We start from the raw sequence: 20007 nt of genomic DNA, 5'->3' as shown, positions 1-20007 counted from the left end.
GGGTGCGTCTGGTTCGGCATTAAAGAGACTCAAGAAAGGCCAGCAGGGCGCTGCGCTCATCGCTGTCGAAGCCGAGCACGGCCTGCTTGGCGCGCTCCGCTTCGCCGCCGTGCCAGAGTATGGCTTCGAGCGGATTGCGCGCACGACCGTCATGCAGAAGTTGCGTATGGCCGCTGACAGCCTCGGTCATGCCGAGGCCCCAGAGCGGCGGGGTACGCCATTCACGTCCCGTGGCCTCGAATTCAGGGCGGTGATCGGCAAGCCCTTCGCCCATGTCATGCAGCAGCAGGTCGGTATAGGGGCGGATCACCTGGTTGGCGAGTTCCGGCTCGGCCGCCTCGCCGGTGGTGAATTTCGGGATGTGACAGCTTTGGCAACCCGCGCGGTGGAACAGCGTCTTGCCGGCCAACACCTGCGGGTCGTCCACGTTGCGCCGAGCCGGGACGCCCAGATTGCGTGAATAGAACAGCACCAGCGACAGAATATGATCGCTGACTTCGGGCTCGCCGCCGTCGGGCATCGCCAGGCACTCCGTCTGCGCTTGGGTGCAGCTGCTCCCGGACAGCAGGCTGGTGGTCAGGCCCATGTCGTTGAAGAAAGCGTCAGCGTTCTGCTGGTTCAGGTTCGGCTGTCCGGCTTTCCAGCCGAAGCGACCCAGGCTGGTCTCACGCGTGACCTGGTCGAACACCCGGTTCGGTCGCCCGGAGATGCCATCACCGTTGCGGTCGTCCGGATCGGCATTGGCAAGTATCGACGCTTCCGGGATCGCCTCCAGCAGTCCGAGGCCGACCATCGCAGGCGCTACGCGGACTGAGAACTGCGTGTTGGGATGCATAGGGCCGTAGCCCAGGTCAGTGATCGACAGCTGTGGCGAACGCAATTCGACTTCGAAGCCGTCGGCGAATCGCTCAGTGTGGGTGCTGTAGCTGAGGCGAACCTTGCCCTCCGGCGCGACGCCGGGAATCGCCATGTCCTGCAGTTGGCCGCCATAGGTGGGCTCGGGCGCGATGCCTCGCTCATGGACGACCTTGGCATGCTCCTCGCCTGCGGGAATCGACAGGCGCACCAGCATCGACACGGCATTGCCACGCTCGGCTTCCGCCGGGCGGCCACGGCCATCCTTGATGTGGCAGTTCTGACAGGCGTTGGTGTTGAGCAATGGGCCAAGACCGTCGCGTGCCGTCGTCGAGGAGGGTGCGATGACCCAAGGGTTGCGAAAGAAGCTGTTGCCGACGCTGAAGTCCAGACGGCGAACCGGTGACAGGTTGGCGGATGGCATCGAGAAGGCGTTCTGGTCGGACTTGATGACCGTAGTGCTGCCACCCGATAGCGCCTCGCCTGGTTCTGCCTGTTCAAAGCGTGGCGGGTTTTCATCGCATGCCGTCAGGCCCAAAGCCAGCAGCAGCGCAACGACAGGGAAGAAAAACGGACGCATCGGTAGCCCAAGGCCTCTGAAAGGGCGCTAATGTTAGCAGGCTACGAGTGGTTGAATAAGAGCAATTTGCATTTGGCGAAAAGCCGATTGGCCAGCCAAGCAGTAAAGCTGGCGTCAGAGGGCGCATCAGTGCCAGAGGGGCGGCGTTGCGCCACCCCTTAGGCCGGTGTATCAGAACTCGTGGTCAGCGGTGTCCGGGTTCAGGTCGCTGATGCCCAATGCGGCAGCTGCCTTCTCGATCGAACCGGTCTGCTGAACCAGTGCGGCGATCGCAGCGCGGACCTTTTCCTGGCCTTCGCTGTTATCTGGGCCGATCAACTGATCGAAGGCCTCGCCGTTTTCGGCGCTTTCGACCAGCACGCGCAGCTTGGCTTCGGTGGTTTCCAGGTCGGTCTTCAGGGTGCTGTTGACCTCAGGCGCAGTGCCTTCGACCAGCGATGCCAGGCTTGGACCGGTCAGCTTGCTGCCATCGATGCGCTCGTACTCGCCGAGGTAGACGTTACGAATGCCTTTGGCGTTGTAGTAGTGGGAGTTATGCGTGTTGTCGCTGAAGCAGTCGTGCTCGTCTTCTGGCGAGTTGGCTTCGAGTGCGACTTTCATGCGTTCGCCGGCCAGCTCGCCCAGCGACAGGCTACCCATACCGAAGAACATTTTACGCAGGCCATTTTCGGCCGACTCTTTTTCGAGGCTGGCGCGGTAGTTGTCTGCGCCCGGCTTCCACTCGTTGACCATTTCTTCGAGGTCACTGACCAGCAGCTCGGTGGCTGCCTTCAGGTAGGCGCGACGGCGGTCGCAATTGCCGCCCGTGCAGCCTTCACCTTCGATGAAGTCACTCACCGGACGTTCGCCAGCGCCAGCGTTGGTGCCGTTCAGGTCCTGACCCCAGAGAAGGAACTCGATGGCATGGTAGCCAGTGGCGACGTTGGCTTCGGATCCGGCCAGTTCGTTCAGGCTGGCAAGCTTCTCACCGGTGATCTCGCTGACGTCGATCTTGTCTTCGCCAATCTGCAGCTCTTTGTTGGCGATGATGTTGGCGGTGGCGCCAGGGTTGCCGAGGGCGTGCTGGTAGTCGCCTTTGACGTAGTCGATCATGCCTTCGTCCAGCGGCCAGGCGTTGAGCTGACCTTCCCAGTCGTCGACGACCGGGTTGCCGAAACGGAACACTTCGCTCTGCATATACGGAACGCGGGCGGCGATCCAGGCCGCTTTGGCCGCTTGCAGGGTTTCTTCGGTCGGATTGGCCAGGAGAGCGTCGACGGCTTCCTGCAGTTTCAGAGCGGCACTGTGCGCGTCGCTGAAGACAGCATGTGCGATATCGGCGTAGTGCTTGACCACTGCCTGCGCGGCTTCGCTGTTCACGGTCTCTTGGGCAGCCGGTGCCGGTTCGCTCTGGGTTGTGGCGGCTTGCGGGGCAGCGGCCTGTTCGGCCGGTGCTTTGTCTTCGCCGCAACCAGCGAGTGAAATGGCGACAGCCAGAAGGCTGGCGGTAGCCCAGACGGGAGTGCGTAGCATGGCGGGTTCCTTTGCTTGCAGGGTGGTGTAAGTGAGTCGACAGCAGGGCTGCGACAAACGGATGCAGAACATAATGCGAAAGATTTGCATTTTGTGCAAAGAAAATGCGTGTAGCAGGTCGCGTATCGCCTCAGCCGGTGCGGCTAGAATGCCACCTCCGAGTCTGGTCATCTTATGGAGTCGCCCTGATGAGCCTGAGTGCCGCCGTTGCATGGGTCCTGCTGTTTCTCGCCGCGGCTTATGCCGTGGTTCTCTATAACGGTCTGGTGCGCCTCAAGCATGGCGTAAGCAAGGCCTGGTCGAACATCGACGTGCTGTTGCGCCAGCGTCATGATGAATTGCCCAAGCTGGTGGAAACCTGCAAGCAGTACATGCAGCACGAACGCAGCACCCTGGAGCAGGTGATCAGGGCGCGCACTGCGGTCTCCGATGCGCGCGAGCAAGGCAACGTTGGTGCGCTTGGCCAGGCCGAAACCGGACTGCGCGCCGGACTCGGACGCCTCTTCGCCTTGGCCGAGAGCTATCCAGAGCTGCGTGCGAACGAGAGCTTTCGTCATTTGCAGCAGCGCATCAGCGGGCTGGAAAGTGGTATCGCCGATCGCCGCGAGCTGTACAACGAGTCAGTCAATCTGAACAACGTACGCATCGAGCAGTTTCCCGATGTCTTGCTGGCTCGCGCGTTCGGTTTCCGCGCCGCCCCTTTGCTGCAATTCAGCGAGGCGGAAAAAGCCGATGTCGACCTGAAGCCGCTGTTCAGTTGAGCTGGGGGTTCAGGTGCTACTGATCGCTGCAAGCGTGGCGATGTGTCTGGTTGGCGGCTGGCTGTGGGTCAGTCGCTGGTCGAAACTGCGCCATTTGCTGGATACGCCGACTTCGAGGATTCGCTCGGCGGCGCAAGGTTATGTCGAGCTGGCCGGGGTGCTGCGCGACCTTCCCGATACGCAGCCATTAATGGCGCCGCTGACGGCCACGCCCTGCCTCTGGTGGCGCTATCGTATCGAGGAATACCGAACCGGCAGCAAGCGCGGGAGCTGGAGCGTGTTGGAACAGGGCAGCAGCGAAGGGCTGTTGCGGTTGTTTGATGCGACCGGAGAGTGTCTGATCGATCCTCGAGGCGCTGAAGTGCTCCCCGCACGGCGTGATTGCTGGACCGGTGACCAGCGCCACCCTCGAGGTACGCCGTCCAGCGGTGTGCTGGCCTGGCTCACTGGCCACCGCCAGTACCGGTACACCGAGGAGCGGCTGCACGCTGACGAGCCGTTGTATGCGATTGGCGAGTTTCGTACATCTGGCGGTGGCCGGCAGGGCCTCGACCTGCAGGCTGCCCAGGGCCAAGTGGTGCGCGAATGGAAAGAAGACTACGCCGGGCTATTGCAGCGTTTTGACCATAACCGCGACGGCCAGCTCGATCAGGCGGAGTGGAGCCGTGTGCGCCTCGCCGCTAGCCTGGAAGCGCAACAGCGCCATCGACTAGCCAGCGGCCGGCAAGCGCTGCACAAGCTGGCGCGCCCCGCTGAGGATTTGCCGTTCGTGCTGTCCAGTCATGGTGAGGAAGTGCTCGTTCGGCGCTATCGCTGGCAGGCGGCTGGCGGGGCGATGCTTTGTCTGCTTGGCGCGGCATTGCTGGCAACCCGGGTGGTAGGTTGAGCCACGACGGCGGAATCAGATAGCAATGCACGTATCGCTTAGTGGTGATTTTGATGGAGCGCGATGTCAACAACAGGGACGTTGTTTGCGCGCGGCTGTGCGCTCGCTGATTTCGCTTGGTACATCGCTTCATCAGCTCGCCTGAGCAACGATGCTTCGTCAGTTCCGTGCTCTGGAAAGTGAGCCACGCCGATGCTCGGTTGAATCGCCAGGGCCAAGCCGGCAAGATCTATCGGCGCTTGCATCGCGGCAAGAATGTGCGTGACTACTACTGCCGTATCGGCTGCTGTCGGGCTGCCTTCCAGCAACACGACGAATTCGTCGCCGCCCATTCTCGCAACCGTGTCGGTTTCACGGGTGTGTTGGGTAAGCCGACGAGCGAAGGCTTGCAGCAGCAGGTCGCCCACGCTGTGCCCATAGCCATCGTTGACCTGTTTGAACCCATTGAGATCCAGATACAGCAGTGATAACCGCTCGTCATTGCGCCGCGCGCGCGCCAGGGCGGTTTTTAGCCGGTCGAACAGGAATGCGCGATTGGGCAGACCGGTAAGCTCATCGTATTGCGCCATTCGCTCGAGGCGAGCCTGCAGCTGTTTGCGTTCGATGGCGGTGGCGACTTGGTTGGCGACGAACTGCAGCAGGTCTATGTCTTGCTCGCAATAGGTCGCGTTCTGTGCCGTATCGTTGAGTAGTAGCGCGCCGATGCAGCCCTGACGGGTCGAGAGTGGCGCTGCTAACCAGCAGAAGCTCTCCGTGGCGGTCAATGCCTTGAGGGTGTCGCAGACGCCTTCGCTACTCGCTGTCAGCAGCAGCGCCTGCCCGGTCCGAGTGACTTCTGCGCACAGCACCGCAGCCGGATCGAGGGGGAGTCTTGCTGGATCGCCATCAGTTCTGACGTAAGGAAATATCGGCCGGCCCTGATCGGGCGCGTTCAAGGCGACGAAAAAGCTCGGCGTCGGGATAAGCCGGCTGGTGATCTGATGGACCTGTTCGAACAATGAGGGCAGATCGGCGGCATTGTGGGCCGCCTCGGATATTGCGTAGACCGCTTCTTGCAGCGATTCGGAACGCTTGCGTCGGGTAATGTCGCGCGCCACACCGACACGTAACTGGTCATCTTCTGACCAGCGGGCCGACCACATGATATCTATCCGTTGTCCGTCTCTGCGGATATAGCGGTTTTCGAAATGCAGGCTGGGTTGGCCTGACATCACCTGCTGCGCCGCCAGCAGGGTGCGCTCGCGGTCTTCGGGCGCCACCAATTCCATCATCTGACGACCGATCATTTCCTCCTGCGTATAGCCAAAAATGCTTTCGCAAGCAGCGCTGACATAGACGAAGCAGCCATCTGCGTCGACCACGCAGACCGCATCAAGCATCAAATCCAGAACAGTTTCCAGCGAGGGAGGAGGCTCGGTTTTCATCGTACGTACCACTTGAGGACTGCGCGGTATGGGGACGGACCGGTCTTGGGTGCTTTGAGTGTAGGCGAGCGCCTCGGAAGCGGACAGCTGCTTTGACGGCTATAGGTCACCTTCACTGGACGCTCTGAACTTCATCCACGCTTTTCAGCAATCCAGATGGTATGCCGGGTGCCCCGATTTCCGTGCGCGAACACTTGGACTTCTTCGGCGAGGAAACCTGACCTGGCAAGTCGTTGGGAGAAGGCCTGATCGGCACTGGCCGACCATACGGCAAGCAGACCTTTGGGGCGCAGCGCCCTGGCGCAAGCGTCGAGCCCGGTTGAGGAATACAACCAGCTGTTGCTCTTGCGTGTCAGCCCCTCGGGGCCGTTGTCTACATCGAGCATGATGGCGTCATAGCCCTGCGGCTCGCTCTTCAGAACCTCGGCGACATCGCTACGTAGCACTCGGGTTCGTGGATCGTTGATCGGCATGCCGGACTTCTCGCCCAATGGGCCACGGTTCCAGTCGATCACGCCGGGAACCAGCTCAGCGACCTGCACCTCGGCATCATCGCCGAGATGCCTGAGCGCCGAAGCGAGGGTGAAGCCCATGCCCAAGCCGCCAATCAGCACCCTTGGTTGCGGCCGCTGCGCGATCTTGCGGCAGGGTATCTCCGCCAGCGCATCTTCCGAGCCGTGCGTGCGGGTGTTCATCAGTTGGTTACCGTTACCGCCCTGAATCTTGATAACGAAGTCGTCGCCATACTCGAACAGACACAGGGCACCGCCGCCATCCGGAATTTCGGCGGTGTCGATCAATACAAAACGCTTCATCGGTGACGCTCTTGGGTTGGCATTAGAGGGGCCGCGCTTGGTGCACGGCGCGGCGAGCAACGTTTATAAGTGCTCGGAGTTAAGCCTGTGCTCGAACCGCAGCGATTGCTCGAGCAACGCGGTGAGTTCAGGTGCCGCCACGGGTTTGCTGTAGTAGTAACCCTGGCCTTCATTGCAGCCTTCGTCGATCAGGTAGCGTTCCTGCTCGGCGGTCTCCACACCCTCGGCGATGACCAGCATGCCCAGGCTCTTGCCCAGCTGGATGATGGCTCGAACGATGGTCGTATCGCCTTCAACAGCTGCCATATCGCGAACGAAGCTCTTGTCGATTTTGATCTTGTCCAACGGCAAGCTTTTCAAATAGCTCAGCGATGAATAGCCGGTGCCGAAATCATCAATGGCGATCAACGCGCCGGAGCGGCGCAGGCAGTGCAGGTTATGGGTGGCGGCGGCGATGTCTTCCATCAGGCCCGTTTCCGTCACCTCGAGCTCTAGCGTCTCGGGCGGCAGCCTGTGACTGCTGAGCAGGTTGCTGATCATCGCTGGCAGCCCGGCGTGGTGCAGTTGAACCGTGGACAGGTTGACGGCCATGCGCAGATCACTGAAACCTTGTTGATGCCATTGGCTCAGCTGTCGGCAGGCTTGGTCGAGCACCCACTCGCCTATGGCGATGATGCTGCCGTTCTGTTCGGCGAGAGGAATGAATATGTCGGGCGGAACCATCTTGCCGCTCGGGTGAGACCAGCGAAGCAAGGCTTCGACACCGGTGATGCGTTTGAGGCGGTAGTCGATCTGCGGCTGATAGACCAGGTGAAACTCGCCCCGGGTAAGCGCCTCGGCCAGGTCATTCTGCAACTCCCGGCGCGTCCTCATTTCGCTGTCGATGCTGGCTACGTAGAACTGATAGCGATTGCGTGAGCGGCTCTTGGCCAGTGTCATGGTCTGCTCAGCTTTCTGCAGCAGCTTTTCAGTGCTGCTACCGTCTTCGGGGTACAGCGTGATGCCGATGGTGGCGCGCAACCGTATGTGCTGATCGTCAAGGGTGACGGGCCGCTCCAGATCATCGAGGACCTTCTGCGCCAGCTCGGCGGCTTCGTAGGGTTGTTCGAAACCGACCAGCACCAGTACGAACTGGTCGCCGCCCAGCCGGGCGAGTGCTCCGACACGCCCACTCTGGCTGCGTAGACGATCGGCCAGCGCTACCAGCAGGCGATCGCCGTTCTGGTAGCTGAACTGTTCGTTCATGCCCTTGAAATCGTCCAGCCCGAGGCAGAGCACGGCCACGCGACGTTGCAGTCGGGCGGCTTCGCTCAGGATGTTGTCCAGTTGCTGTTGCAACTGCAGGCGGTTGGGCAGGTTGGTGAGCGAGTCGTATTGGGTCATGCGTTGCAGGTTGCTTTCGGCGGCATGGCGCAACTGCATGTTGTGCTGAATGGAGGCGAGCAGACCATTGGCCGTTTCGACCCAAAGCCCCAGTTCATTGCGCTCATGCCCCTTGGGCATCGGCAGCGAGTGCTCGCCGGGGCGGCCCGGATTGATGCGCGACATGTGCTCGATGAGCTTGGTCAGCGGTCGTGTCAGCAGCCATTCATAGATCAGATACAGCAGTAAGCCCAGTACCAGCGCACGCAGGATGCCGACGACGAAGAGCACGGCCGAGCTGCTGAGAAACGCTTCGCCATAGGGGGCGGTATCGAGTGTGATACGCAGATCGCCGTAGTACTCGTTATAAGGCGGGCGGCCGATCAGGGGGATCGAGAATTCCTGATCGCGGCCTAGTATCGGGTCGGTCAACCAACGCGAGGAGCGTGGCATAAGCGGGCGGGACTTGGCCGCCAGCGGCGCTTCCCCTGGGTGGCCAATCGAGGCTTTACGAATCGACTCGTGCTGGAACAGTCCTTCCATGACCTGCGCGCCCATTTCCCGGTCCAGACTATAGATCGCCTGAGTGGACGGGTCGCGGGTCATGCGCAGGATTCGTTGGGCTTCGGCATCGATCAGCTGGCGGGTCTTGTAAGCATCGAAGACGATCTGCGCGCAGCTCAGTACCAGGCCAACGGCGAGCGCAGACAGCAGAACGATGCGGAGCAGCTTCCTAGACAGACTGTTGCGCAATGCGGTCAATAGAACTTCCTTCTTCCGAGCCGGTGCCCAGCGCAAGTATTGGTTGTCGCGAGTGATGCGTCAAAGACGGGTATATGCGCGCGAGGCAAAACGTATCAGATTGTTGGATGTTCTGCCGGGCCCTTGATCGAATCCTGATTGAACCGGAAAGAGATGCCTCAGGTATGCCATAAGCTCCAACGAGGTTTGATCTCAGAGTTAGCCAACAGAATTCGCTTCCTTTACCTCGCAACCCTTGATGACCATGCGGATGATCGTTTCCGCGGCGGCTTCATAGTCAGCATCATCGAGTTCGGGCTTGCCGGTAACTGCGGAAATCTGCCAGTCGAAATCGGCGTAGGTCTGGGTCGCTGCCCAGATGCTGAACATCAGGTGATGAGGGTCGACGGTCGCCATCAGTCCCTTTTCAATCCAGCCCCGGATGCGAGCCACATTATGGCTGGCCTGAGCATTGAGCTGCGCGGCACGCTCGGCGGGTAGATGTGGCGCGCCATGCATGATCTCGCTGGCAAATACCTTAGAGGCGCAAGCGTGTTCCCTGGAAATACGAATCTTGGTGCGGATGTAGGCGCGTAACACGTCTGCTGGTTCGCCGGGCTGATTGAACGGAGCGGACGCCTGCAGCAAGGGCTCGACGATGCTGTCCAGTACCTCACGATAGAGGTTTTCCTTGCTTTTGAAATAGTAGTAGACGTTGGGCTTGGGCAGCCCGGCGCGGTCGGCGATGTCGCTGGTTTTGCTGGCGGCGAAGCCCTTCTCGGCGAATTCTTCGCTGGCAGCACGAAGGATCAGTTCTTTGTTGCGTTCGCGGATACTGGACATAGGGCCTGTTCAATTCATGACCACCCAGCCTGGTGGCCTGCCGCCGCATCCTAGCACCGGCTTCTGAACGGCCTCAAGGCAGGGCAGCAACCTTGGTGCGAGCGGAACCTGAGCGCTGGAAGACAGCGAGCGGATGCCTTCCGCCAAGCCATGTCGTTAAAGAGCGCCAGTCCGCAGCGCTCAATCGAGCTGGGTCTTCGCTATCCGCCAAACGGTCATCAAGCCTCGGTTGTTTCGACCGATAGAATGTTGGCGTCAAACATTATTTATGTATACACATTGTTAGCAAGGTTGTGTACGTTAACAAAAAACAACAGAGGTAACGCACATGCCTTTCATGCAACGCAGTATTCAATGGCAATTGATCGTCAGCATGGGGGCGGCGTTGCTTACCAGCATCCTGATCGTCATTCTGATTTATTCATCGGCAGTCAATCGCCTTGCCGAGCGCTACCTGGTGGGGCAAGCGTTGCCTGCCAATATTTCGGCAATCCGCAACGATATTGAGCGCACATTGGCGGCGCCGATTACCGCGACGGCCGGGATTGCCGGCAATACGCTGGTTCAGGACTGGCTGCGTGAAGGCGAGAGCGCTGACCAGGCGGACGCGATGGGCCGTTACCTTGCGGGCGTCAAGGCTCAGCAGAACGCGTTGACCACCTCGATTGCCGTGCTCGACAGTGGCAACTACTACTCCGAAGCGGGACTCTCGCGGACGCTCAACCGCAGTGCTGCGGGTGATGGCTGGTTCTACGGCCTGGTCGACAGCGGCATCGAACGGCGCTTCGAAATCGACATCGACAAAGCCTCCCGCCAGCCGACCTTGTTCATCAACCAGCGCATCGAGGCAGACGGCAAGACCGTAGGGGTGGCTGGTCTTGGCTTCAGCCTCAAAAGCATGTCCGAGCTGGTCAGCAACTTCCGCTTCGGCGAGCGCGGTGAGGTGTACCTCATCGCTGCGGATGGCCGCGTCAAGGTTCACCCCAAAACCGAGAACAACGACCAAGTCGAGCTTAGCGCGCTGACAGGCAGCGATGCCGCGCAGAAGCTCCTCAATGGCGCACCCGACGCGGTGCGATTCGAGCGTGACGGCGAAGCCTTCCTGGCGATCGCTCAGCCTCTGGAAAGCCTGGATTGGGTGCTGGTCAGCGAAGTGCCGGAAGCCGAAATCTTTGCCGAGGCGCGCCGCACGATGTGGACCATTAGCCTGATTGGTGTCTGCATCGCACTGGTGTTCCTCGGCCTGGTGGTGGTGCTGGCGCGCGGGCTGGTGAAGCCTATCCGCCAGGTGACCAGCGCACTCGTTGAAATCGGTGGGGGGGGTGGCGACCTTACCCGTCGTCTGGACGAGAGCCGAGCCGACGAGCTGGGTGATTTGGCGCGTGGCTTCAACCGGTTCATCGGTAGTCTGCGCGAATTGATCGGCGATGTGCTGAACACCAGCCAGCAACTGCGTACCGCTGTCGGACAGGTGGCTCAGGTGGTCGACAACACCGCGACACGCGCCGGTCGTCAGCATGAAATGACCGATATGGTTGCCACTGCGGTGCATGAGATGGGCCTGACCGTGCAGGAGATCGCGCGCAACGCCAGCAATGCCGCACAGGCCTCACAAGGTGCTCGCAGCGAGGCGATGGACGCGCGCAAAGTCGTCAGCGACTCGATCGCCCATGTCGAGAAGATGTCAGGCGAGATCGGCCGTGCGGCTGAGTCGGTTACTGACCTGGCGCAGCAGGTCGCGTCCATCGACAAGGTGCTGGCGGTGATCCGGAGCATCTCCGAGCAGACCAACCTGCTGGCCCTCAACGCGGCCATCGAGGCTGCACGTGCCGGGGAGATGGGGCGTGGTTTCGCAGTGGTTGCCGATGAGGTACGAACGCTTGCCAGCCGGACCCAGACGTCGACGGATGAAATTCAGCAGATGATCCAGGGGCTCAAGAGTGGTGCCGAGAATGCAGTCAACTCGATGCATGCGGGGCAGGCTGCGACCGGTGCTGGGGTGCAGGCCAGCCAGCGCACGGGGCTTTCCCTCAGTGCCATCACCGAACAGGTCGAGGCGATCAGTGACATGAACACCCAAGTGGCGGCAGCGACCGAAGAGCAGAGCAGCGTTACTGAAGAGATCACCCATAACGTGCAAGGCATCGCCGATCTGGCACAGGCGACTGCCAGCGATGTGCAGGGCTGTCGTGAAGATTGTCAGCAGTTGAGTCGTCTGGCGGATGATCTCAGTCGGCAGATGGGTAGCTTCAAACTTTGATGCCGTGCGCGTCCCACTTGATGAGTGGTCGCTATCACCGGTAACCATGTAGCAATAAAAAAGCAGCCATCTGGCTGCTTTTCTTGTAGCTGGCTGCGGTTAAAAGTGCGCTTTGACCAGCAAGCTGGCGGTGTTCTGGTTGGTGCCCCCGACCAGATCGCTCACAAACCCACCGTCTTCTATGCCGTACTTGTCAGACCAGTAGTCGTATTCAATACCGACGTAGAGTTTGCCCGGCTCGCCGTCCAGCGCCTTGCCCAGGTCGTACTTGATCTGGGGATTGATATGCAGGTTTTTCGACATGAAGTCTCCGCTGCGCTCCGAGCCGGCATCGTTGACTACCCAGTCGATGAAGCCATCGAACAGAATGTCCGATTTGCCGACTGGGAAGGTCATGGCCCAGGTTGGCGTGACCTGCCACTGGCCCGAGGCGCGACGGGTAGTGCCGTCGGGTTTGCGGTAGTAGACGTTGATGGCCAGTCGATCGAAGCCGGGCACATCGAGATCGACAGCTGGGCCGAGCAGGTAGGTCTGGTTGGGTCGGCCGGCGCTGCTTTCGCCGCGCTCGTAGGTGGCTGCCAGCAGCACGTCCTTGACCGGGCCGAAGCTCATGTCCTGACCGCTCAGTTTGCCGAACGACAGGCGCGGGCTGAATTCCCCGTAGTAGGTGTGGCCTTCTTCGCCGGATAGGCCGTTGTACCATTTGTTATCGACAAACAGGAACATGTCGCCCCAGCTCCAGCCGCTGGCGTGTTCGAAGGTCACGGTCTGCTGGATCTCGCCAGCGTCGACTTTGAAATCCTTGCCGTAGAGATAGCTGAGGCTGTTGTTCTGCCACTGCAGCATGCCATCGGCGAAGACAGGTGCGGACAGCAGGCAGCCGGCCAGCGTCAGCGACAGGGGAGTGCGCTTGAAAGTCATGGAGATACCCTTTGGTTTTGTTGTTGTGATGAATGCGGGAGCAGCGCCCGGCTCGTCTGGCCGGGCGCGGGGTCGATCAGCCGGTAGGTGTCAGCTGAGCCGAAGGGTCCGAGGTGGTGGCTTTCGGATGGACCTTGGAGTAATCGGGGATATTCACGGCCAAAGTGTTAGTGCCGACCGAGTCCTCGATCAGATTGTCGGGGTCGTAATCATCCATTTCTTCCGGCTCGCGCGGGAGGAAGAAGTTGAGCAGGATGGCGCTGAAGGCGCCGATGGTGATCGGTGATCCGAAGATGTTCTTCAGGACGTCGGGCAGGTTGGTCAGCACTTCCGGAACGGCGGCGACGCCCAGCCCCAGGCCCAGCGAGATCGCCACGATAAGCATGTTGCGACGGTTGAGGCCCGCTTCGGCCAGGATCTTGATCCCGGCGATGGCCACGGTTCCGAACATGATCAGCGTGGCGCCGCCGAGCACCGGCTTGGGCATCAGTTGCAACACGCCGCCGACTACCGGGAAGAGCGCCAGCAGGATCAGGATGCCGGCGATGTAGAGCCCGACGTGGCGACTGGCGACGCCGGTCAGCTGGATCACGCCATTGTTCTGGCTAAAGGTGGTCATGGGCAGGCTGTTGAAGGTGGCCGCCAGCAGCGAGCTGCAGCCATCGCCAAGAATGCCGCCCTTGATCCGCTTCATGTACAGCGGGCCCTTGACCGGCTGGCGCGAGATCATCGAGTTGGCAGTCAGGTCGCCAGCGGTTTCCAGCGGTGTGATCAGAAAGATCACCGCGATCGGGATGAAGGCCATCCAGTCGAAGGCGAAGCCGAATTTGAATGGTTGCGGCACGCTGACGGCCGGCAAGGCGGCGAGGCTGGAAAAATCCACCATGCCCATCATCCAGGCGGCTACATAGCCGACCACCAGCGCGACGATCACGGCTGACAAGCGCAGCAGCGGAATGCCGAAGCGGTTGAGTACGATGATGGTGCCCAGCACCAGTCCGGCCAATGCCAGATTCTGCAGGGCGCCCGGGTTTTCAGCGCCGTAGCCGCCAGCGATGTCGGTCATCGAGACCTTGATCAGCGACAGCCCCATCAGACTGATGATGGTGCCGGTGACCACGGGCGTGATGATTCGGCGCAGCTTGTCGATGCATCGACTGACAGCGATTTCCACGAAGGCCGCGCAGAAGCTCACGCCAAACAGCGTGGCTAGGATGTCTTCCGGCGTTCCCCCGCGGTTCTTGACGATAAAGCCGGCCGCGAGAATCACGCTGAGAAAGCCGAAGCTGGTGCCCTGCAGGCAGAGCATGCCGGCGCCGATCGGGCCAATGCGCTTGGCCTGGATGAAGGTACCGATACCCGAGACGAACAGCGCCATGCTGACGAGGTAGGGCACATAATCGCCCAGGCCCAGCACGCTGCCGATGATCAGAGTGGGGGTGATGACCCCGACGAAGCTGGCGAGTACGTGCTGTATCGCCGCGAATGTAGCGGGGATCGGACCCGGGCGATCTTCGAGTTGATAGATCAGGTCCTGGTTGGGAGCGTTACCGCTCCTGGATTCGGTTGCGGTCATGAGTCAAGCCTGCCATTCGTTATTGTTCGGTCATGGGCTTTCGAGGCTGCACGGACCTCGTTACCTGATCGTCGAAAAGCTGTTCGATCGGTCAGGTTGGACTCGACTATAACAACCTGTGAACAGCTGTTGAAACAAGAAATTTGAAAATTGTGCACAATTACGGCGAGCGGACCTCGACAGCCCGCCAGGCATGGCGCTGCAACTGTTACCGGTCAGCGGTTGGCTTGCAATTCGCGGGAGACGTTCTCGGCCAGGCCGGCTCCGGCTTCGCTCATGGTCAGGTAGGTGCGATCTGCACCGGCCTCCTCAATCTGCTGGGCAATGTCTTCGTACATGGCGTGGGAGACGATCAGCCCTTCGAACCCTTTGCCGCGCAGTTTGCGCGTGGAGATGATCTTGGCTTCGGCATCGTTCATCGCCAGGATCACCGCCTCGACCTTGTTCATCTCCAGGCTCTCCCAGAACATCTGGTCTTCGGCGTCAGCGAACAGTACGTGGCGGCCTTTCTCGCTGCTCTTTTCTACGGTTACCGGGTCCGAATCGAGGCTGATCAATCGCCAGCCCTGATTCTGCAGGTGATCGTAGGCGGCACGTCCGGTGCGGCCCATACCCATGATCAGGATCTGCGCGTCACCCAGCGACACCGGTTGCTCGTCAGGGTGGCGTGTGTTGCGCTCCAGAGGGATCAGGCGTCTGGCAAAGCGGTCGTAGAGCGGGTGGGAGATACGGTTGAGCTGAGCTGAAATGACGAACGACAGGGCCACGGTGATGGCCAGCGGGGTGAGCCATTGCGGGAGCACCACACTGGCAACGATCAGGCCGAATTCGCTGTAGTTGGTCAGGCTCGAAGCGCTGAGAAAGGCACTGCGCGCGCGCAGGCGAAACAGCAGGAACAGGAAGAAGAACAGTGCGCCTTTCAACGGCAGTAGCAACGCCGCCGCGCCGGCAAAGAGCATGGCGTCCATGCCCGGCAACCCACCAATGCCAATCTGCAGGAAAAAGCCGACCAGAAAGACTTCCTTGATCGCCCACAGTGAATTGGACAGCTCAGTGGCGCGCTTGTGTTTGGCCAGCATCGCACCGAAGGCCAGCGCGCCCAGCTCGGAGCTCAGGCCCACATATTCAAAGCCGAGACCGCCGGCGACCAGCGCCAGCATCAGCCCCAGCAACACCATCAGTTCCTCGTGCCCGCTGTGATCGAGCAGGCGGAACAGCAGCGGGCGCAGTAATGGTAAGCCGAACACCAGCAGCGCCCAGGCTGACGGCACCTTTCCGCTGGCGATGCTCATCACCACCAGAGCGATCAGGTCCTGAATGATTAGGACTCCAATGGCGACACGGCCATGAAAGGCGCGCAGTTCGCGTTTGCCTTCCAGCACTTTCGCGGCCAGTACGGTACTGGAGAACGACAAGGCGATCGCCAGCAACAGACTGTCGCGCCAGCTGGTGTCGAGAAACAGCAGAATCGCCGGCAGTACCACCAGGCTGGATATGCCGAAGTGGAGCAGGCTGCCGCCGATGACTTCGCGGCGCACCAGGTTGCTCAGCTTGAGCTTGAGTCCGACCGTGAACAGCAGCAGCAGCACGCCCAGGTGCGCGAGGTGCTCGAGAATCACACTGTCGGTCGGGCCGACCCCGAAATGTTCGCCAAAGGCGGCGAGGGCAAAGCCGGCGGCCAGATAACCAATCAGGGGTGGCAGCCCGATCGAGCGTGTCGCAAGGCCGAGGATGAATGCGAAGGCGATCCAGGTTGCTTCGATCATGGGTCAGACCTTCTCGTTCGGGCGGGCGGGGATAGGACGGCGGGGCATTTTAACGGTGGTGCGGTGCTTGTCGAGTGTCGGGCGGCTGGAGAATAAAGCAAGGCAGAAAAAATAAGGCCCGCACATGGCGGGCTTGGGGGCTTATTTGGGACGGTATTGTCAGTGATGCGCAGCGCCTGTGAGCGCCTGGCGTTCGGCGCCACCGAGCACGTTGAACAGCAGGTTGAGGGTCACCGCGCTGAGCGTCGCCACCGCGATACCGCTGTGGGTGATCGGCTCCATCCAATGCGGCAGACGCGCAAAGAACTCAGGGCGGACTACCGGCACCATCCCGAGGCCGATGCTCACCGCCACCAGCAGTTGGTTTCGACGGTCACCGATGTCAGCTTCCTGAAGAATCTTGATACCAGTGGCCGCGACCATGCCGAACATGGCGATGCCGGCGCCGCCCAGCACCGCCGCCGGAATCGAAGCCACCATGAATGCAGCCTTGGGCAGCAGGCTCAGGCTGATCAGGAACAGCCCGGCAATCGCCGTGACGTAGCGGCTGCGTACGCCGGTCATCTGCACCAAGCCGATGTTCTGGGCAAAGGAGGAGTGGGTGAAGGTGTTCATGAAACCGGCGAGAAAAGTCGCCCCGGCATCGCACAACAGGCCGCGGCGCAGTTGCTTCGGGTCCACTTCCTGACCGGTGATCTTGCCCAGCGCGAGGAACATGCCGGCGGACTCGACAAAGATGATCACCACCACCAGGCACATCGACAGGATCGGTGCGAGCAGGAACTGCGGCGCGCCGAAGTGATTCGGCGTAACCACCTGAAATGCGGGTGCAGCACTGATGCCGGACAGGTCGACCATGCCCAGACTGCCGGCCAGCACATAGCCCAAGGCCATGCCCACCAGGACTGAAACGTTGACCCAGAAACCGCGCATGAACTGATTGATCAGCAGGATAACCGCCAGCACAGCTGCCGCCACGCCGAGGTAGGGCAGGGCGCCGAACTGACCGGTGCCGCTGCCACCACCCGCCCAGTTCACCGCCACCGGGAACAGCGAGAGGCCGATGGCGGTGATCACGGTGCCCGTCACCAGCGGCGGAAACAGGCGCACAATCTTGCACACGAACGGCGCGATCAATAGGCCGAAGAAGCCGGCCGCGATGGTCGCGCCGAAAATTCCGGTCATGCCCACGCCGGGCATGCCGGCCATCACTACCATGCTGCTGACCGCCGCGAAGCTGGCGCCCATCATCACCGGCATGCGGATGCCCACCGGCCCGATGCCCATCGATTGCACGACCGTGGCGATGCCGGCCACCAGAAGATCGGCGTTGATCAGGAAGGCGATCTCCTCACGAGACAGCCCTGCTGCCTGGCCCACGATCAGCGGGACGGCAACCGCGCCGCCATACATCAGCAGCACGTGCTGGAAACTCACCAGCAGCATCTGCAGCAAGGGCAGCCGCTTCTCTGTGGCGGGTGCGGTCTCCCGCTCGGTCACATCGTTCATGCAAAAACACCTCGGACGCTTTTGTTATTGGATGGTCGCGGTGGCCCCGCCGAACGAGCGGGGCCGGGTATAGGGTGCTCGGGGTTCCGGCTGTCTCCGTCCGCTGGGCTTGATTTCGGGTCGAGCTGAGGCCTCGCCTGGTGCAGCGCGGCTTGAGCGTTGAAGAGGTGAAAAAAAGCCGCGCTCGAAAGCGCGGCTGGTGAGCGGCGATCAGTCGATCGGCGCGCCCTTGTCGATCCAGGCTCCGAGCAGGTCGCGCTCTTCCTGGGTCATGTTGGTCATGTTGCCCAGCGGCATGATCTGGCTGGCCACGGCTTGCGCATGAATCTTCGCAGCCTGCAGGCGGATCTGCTCAGGCGTATCGAACATCACGCCCGCGGGTGCTGCACTGAACAGCGGGCTGCTCGGCGCTGCGGCGTGGCAAACGGTGCAGCGCTCGTTGATCACCCGATGAACCGCGGCGAACTCGCTGTTTCCAGCCTGCTCTGCCGGCGCTACCGCAGCGGCCTGCTGGGCTTCGAGGCTTTGCTCGCGCGGGCTGGTTGGCACCGCATTGGGCACGCCACCCTGGCGGTTCGGCGCGGTGACGAACGCCAGACAGATCATGCCAACCGCAGCAGCAGGCAGTGTCCAGGCGAAGCGATTGCTGTCATGACGGGTGTTGAAGTAATGACGCACCAGCACAGCCAATACCGAGATACCGGCAAGGATCAGCCAGTTGTACTGGCTGCCGTAGGTGCTCGGGAAGTGGTTGCTGATCATGATGAACAGCACCGGCAAGGTGAAGTAGTTGTTGTGGCGCGAGCGCAGCAGGCCCTTGGCGGGCAGCAATGGGTCCGGCGTACGGTTCTGCTCGATGGCAGCGACCAGCGCACGTTGTGCCGGCATGATGATGCGGAACACGTTGCCGACCATGATGGTGCCGATCAGCGCGCCGGTGTGGATGTAGGCCGCACGTCCGCTGAAGACCTGCGAATAGGCCCACGCAGCGAAGATCACCAGGACGAACAGGATCAGACCGAGCAGTGCGGGCTTTTTGCCAAGCGGCGAGTCGCAGAGTAGGTCATAGACGAACCAGCCGACGATCAGCGAGCCGAAACCGATGGCAATAGCCATGGCCGGCGCCAGATCACTGCCAGGCGCGATCAGGTAGAGCGAAGGGTTGAGGTAGTAGACCACCATCAGCAGGGTCACGCCCGACAGCCAGGTGGTGTAGGCCTCCCACTTGAACCAGTGCAGGTTGTCCGGCATTTGAGGCGGTGCCAACTTGTACTTTTCCAGGTGGTAGATGCCGCCGCCGTGAATCGCCCAGAGATCGCCCGACAGGCCGTCGCGGGGGTTGGCGCGGTTAAGGTTGTTTTCCAGCCAGACGAAATAGAACGACGCACCGATCCAGGCGATGCCGACGATCATGTGAATCCAGCGAACAGTAAGGTTCAGCCATTCGGTCAGATGTGCTTCCACGATAATTACCTCTTGCACGGCAGGCACGCCAACCGTTGTTTCTTCTTATTCGACTCGTCGCAAGTGTTCCGCTTGTTCTGAAGCGCGCATGTCTGGTGTCGGCTAGTCCACAGCCGCGCCGGTCATGCCCGCGCTGATCAATCGGTTGCCTGGCCGGAGTCCCGGTGGGGGTCGAGGAGAAGCTGCTCGTCCTCGGTGAAAAAATGCTCGTCGCAGTTGTTGCCAGAACCGCTGCGATCGACCACCAGGAATTCATCCCGCTTTTCGATCGTCAGCACCGGGTGGTGCCAGACGCCGCGGTGGTAATTGACGCCCTGCCTGCCGTTGCTGCGGAAGGCGCGGACGTTACCCGGTACAGGTGCATCGCCAAGTGGCGCGACCACGACCAGAAAGGGGTTGCCGAGCAGCGGAATGAAAGCCTGGCTGCCCTGCGGGTGTCTTTCGAGCATGCGAATGACCAGCGGCATTTCCAGCGCGTCGGCGGCGAAAATGCTGATGATGGCCTGGTCGTCCGGCTGCGCAGTCTCGACCGATGCCAGCTTGTGATAGCGGCGGGTGGAACCGTTATTGATCATGAAGTAGTCGCTGCCTTCGGTTTCGATGACATCACCGAAGGGGGCAAAGGCTTCCTTGGTCAGCGGTTCGATCTTGAGTGTGCGCATGCTGTGCCCGTATATGTTTGCTGATTTGTAAGCCACCGTCTTGGGGGCAGGTTTCGGTGGGCTGAAGCCC

15 protein-coding genes and 1 pseudogene are annotated in these 20007 nt (G+C 61.0%); 4 read left to right on the top strand and 12 right to left on the bottom strand.

Going from position 1 to position 20007, the window contains the following annotated elements:
* Window positions 1-19: 19 nt before the first annotated feature.
* Together ACQKIK_RS13995 and ACQKIK_RS13990 are read right to left on the bottom strand one after the other, a co-directional pair.
* Window positions 20-1435, bottom strand: a complete 1416-nt coding sequence (locus ACQKIK_RS13995; protein WP_499136370.1) for a di-heme oxidoreductase family protein — start codon at window positions 1433-1435, stop codon at window positions 20-22.
* A gap of 171 nt (window positions 1436-1606) precedes the next feature.
* Window positions 1607-2947, bottom strand: coding sequence for an imelysin family protein (locus tag ACQKIK_RS13990; RefSeq protein WP_045425018.1), 1341 nt, complete (start codon window positions 2945-2947; stop codon window positions 1607-1609).
* Between the two features lie 188 nt (window positions 2948-3135).
* On the opposite strand from ACQKIK_RS13990, the gene ACQKIK_RS13985 reads away from it, so the two are divergent.
* Together ACQKIK_RS13985 and ACQKIK_RS13980 are read left to right on the top strand one after the other, a co-directional pair.
* Window positions 3136-3708, top strand: coding sequence for a LemA family protein (locus tag ACQKIK_RS13985; RefSeq protein ID WP_045425019.1), 573 nt, complete (start codon window positions 3136-3138; stop codon window positions 3706-3708).
* Between the two features lie 40 nt (window positions 3709-3748).
* The gene (locus tag ACQKIK_RS13980; RefSeq protein WP_499136437.1) at window positions 3749-4594 is read left to right on the top strand and encodes a GIDE domain-containing protein; all 846 of its coding nucleotides are present in this window, start codon (window positions 3749-3751) and stop codon (window positions 4592-4594) included.
* Window positions 4595-4632: 38 nt separating this feature from the next.
* Here the strand turns inward: ACQKIK_RS13980 and ACQKIK_RS13975 are convergent, their stop codons facing one another.
* The 4 genes from ACQKIK_RS13975 to ACQKIK_RS13960 all read right to left on the bottom strand — a co-directional run bounded on the left by ACQKIK_RS13975 (window position 4633) and on the right by ACQKIK_RS13960 (window position 9779).
* On the bottom strand, window positions 4633-6018 hold the full coding sequence (locus ACQKIK_RS13975) for a sensor domain-containing protein (protein WP_499136369.1): 1386 nt from the start codon (window positions 6016-6018) through the stop codon (window positions 4633-4635).
* A 131-nt stretch (window positions 6019-6149) separates the two neighbouring features.
* Window positions 6150-6833 carry a spermidine synthase gene (locus tag ACQKIK_RS13970; protein ID WP_046162567.1) on the bottom strand — a complete coding sequence of 228 codons (684 nt, stop codon included), beginning with the start codon at window positions 6831-6833 and terminating at the stop codon, window positions 6150-6152.
* 63 nt (window positions 6834-6896) lie between these two features.
* A complete protein-coding gene (locus tag ACQKIK_RS13965) occupies window positions 6897-8957 on the bottom strand; it encodes a putative bifunctional diguanylate cyclase/phosphodiesterase (protein WP_499136368.1) in 2061 nt (686 codons plus the stop codon).
* Window positions 8958-9155: 198 nt separating this feature from the next.
* A complete protein-coding gene (locus ACQKIK_RS13960; RefSeq protein ID WP_127839914.1) occupies window positions 9156-9779 on the bottom strand; it encodes a TetR/AcrR family transcriptional regulator in 624 nt (207 codons plus the stop codon).
* A 328-nt stretch (window positions 9780-10107) separates the two neighbouring features.
* Between ACQKIK_RS13960 and ACQKIK_RS13955 the strand changes: the two are divergent.
* A pseudogene (locus ACQKIK_RS13955) lies at window positions 10108-11184 on the top strand (HAMP domain-containing protein); the annotation flags it as partial.
* A gap of 117 nt (window positions 11185-11301) precedes the next feature.
* A complete protein-coding gene (locus tag ACQKIK_RS13950; RefSeq protein WP_371916888.1) occupies window positions 11302-12039 on the top strand; it encodes a methyl-accepting chemotaxis protein in 738 nt (245 codons plus the stop codon).
* 99 nt (window positions 12040-12138) lie between these two features.
* Here the strand turns inward: ACQKIK_RS13950 and ACQKIK_RS13945 are convergent, their stop codons facing one another.
* From ACQKIK_RS13945 to ACQKIK_RS13920, 6 genes are all read right to left on the bottom strand, one after another.
* Entirely contained in the window at window positions 12139-12960 is an 822-nt protein-coding gene (locus tag ACQKIK_RS13945) for an outer membrane protein OmpK (RefSeq protein ID WP_499136367.1), read from the bottom strand.
* Window positions 12961-13036: 76 nt separating this feature from the next.
* On the bottom strand, window positions 13037-14536 hold the full coding sequence (locus ACQKIK_RS13940) for a nucleobase:cation symporter-2 family protein (protein ID WP_499136366.1): 1500 nt from the start codon (window positions 14534-14536) through the stop codon (window positions 13037-13039).
* 215 nt (window positions 14537-14751) lie between these two features.
* The gene (locus ACQKIK_RS13935) at window positions 14752-16302 is read right to left on the bottom strand and encodes a cation:proton antiporter domain-containing protein (protein WP_499136365.1); all 1551 of its coding nucleotides are present in this window, start codon (window positions 16300-16302) and stop codon (window positions 14752-14754) included.
* 159 nt (window positions 16303-16461) lie between these two features.
* Window positions 16462-17811, bottom strand: a complete 1350-nt coding sequence (locus ACQKIK_RS13930) for a nucleobase:cation symporter-2 family protein (RefSeq protein ID WP_499136364.1) — start codon at window positions 17809-17811, stop codon at window positions 16462-16464.
* Between the two features lie 210 nt (window positions 17812-18021).
* The gene (locus tag ACQKIK_RS13925) at window positions 18022-19275 is read right to left on the bottom strand and encodes a urate hydroxylase PuuD (protein ID WP_200637420.1); all 1254 of its coding nucleotides are present in this window, start codon (window positions 19273-19275) and stop codon (window positions 18022-18024) included.
* A 137-nt stretch (window positions 19276-19412) separates the two neighbouring features.
* On the bottom strand, window positions 19413-19937 hold the full coding sequence (locus ACQKIK_RS13920; protein WP_159967383.1) for an ureidoglycolate lyase: 525 nt from the start codon (window positions 19935-19937) through the stop codon (window positions 19413-19415).
* Between the last annotated feature and the right edge of the window lie 70 nt (window positions 19938-20007).

The organism is Pseudomonas sp. NPDC047961 (genome assembly GCF_050272435.1).
In the GTDB taxonomy this organism is placed as follows: domain Bacteria; phylum Pseudomonadota; class Gammaproteobacteria; order Pseudomonadales; family Pseudomonadaceae; genus Stutzerimonas.
Note: the sequence above shows the minus strand (reverse complement) of the source record. Positions and strands in the feature narration are given on the sequence as shown.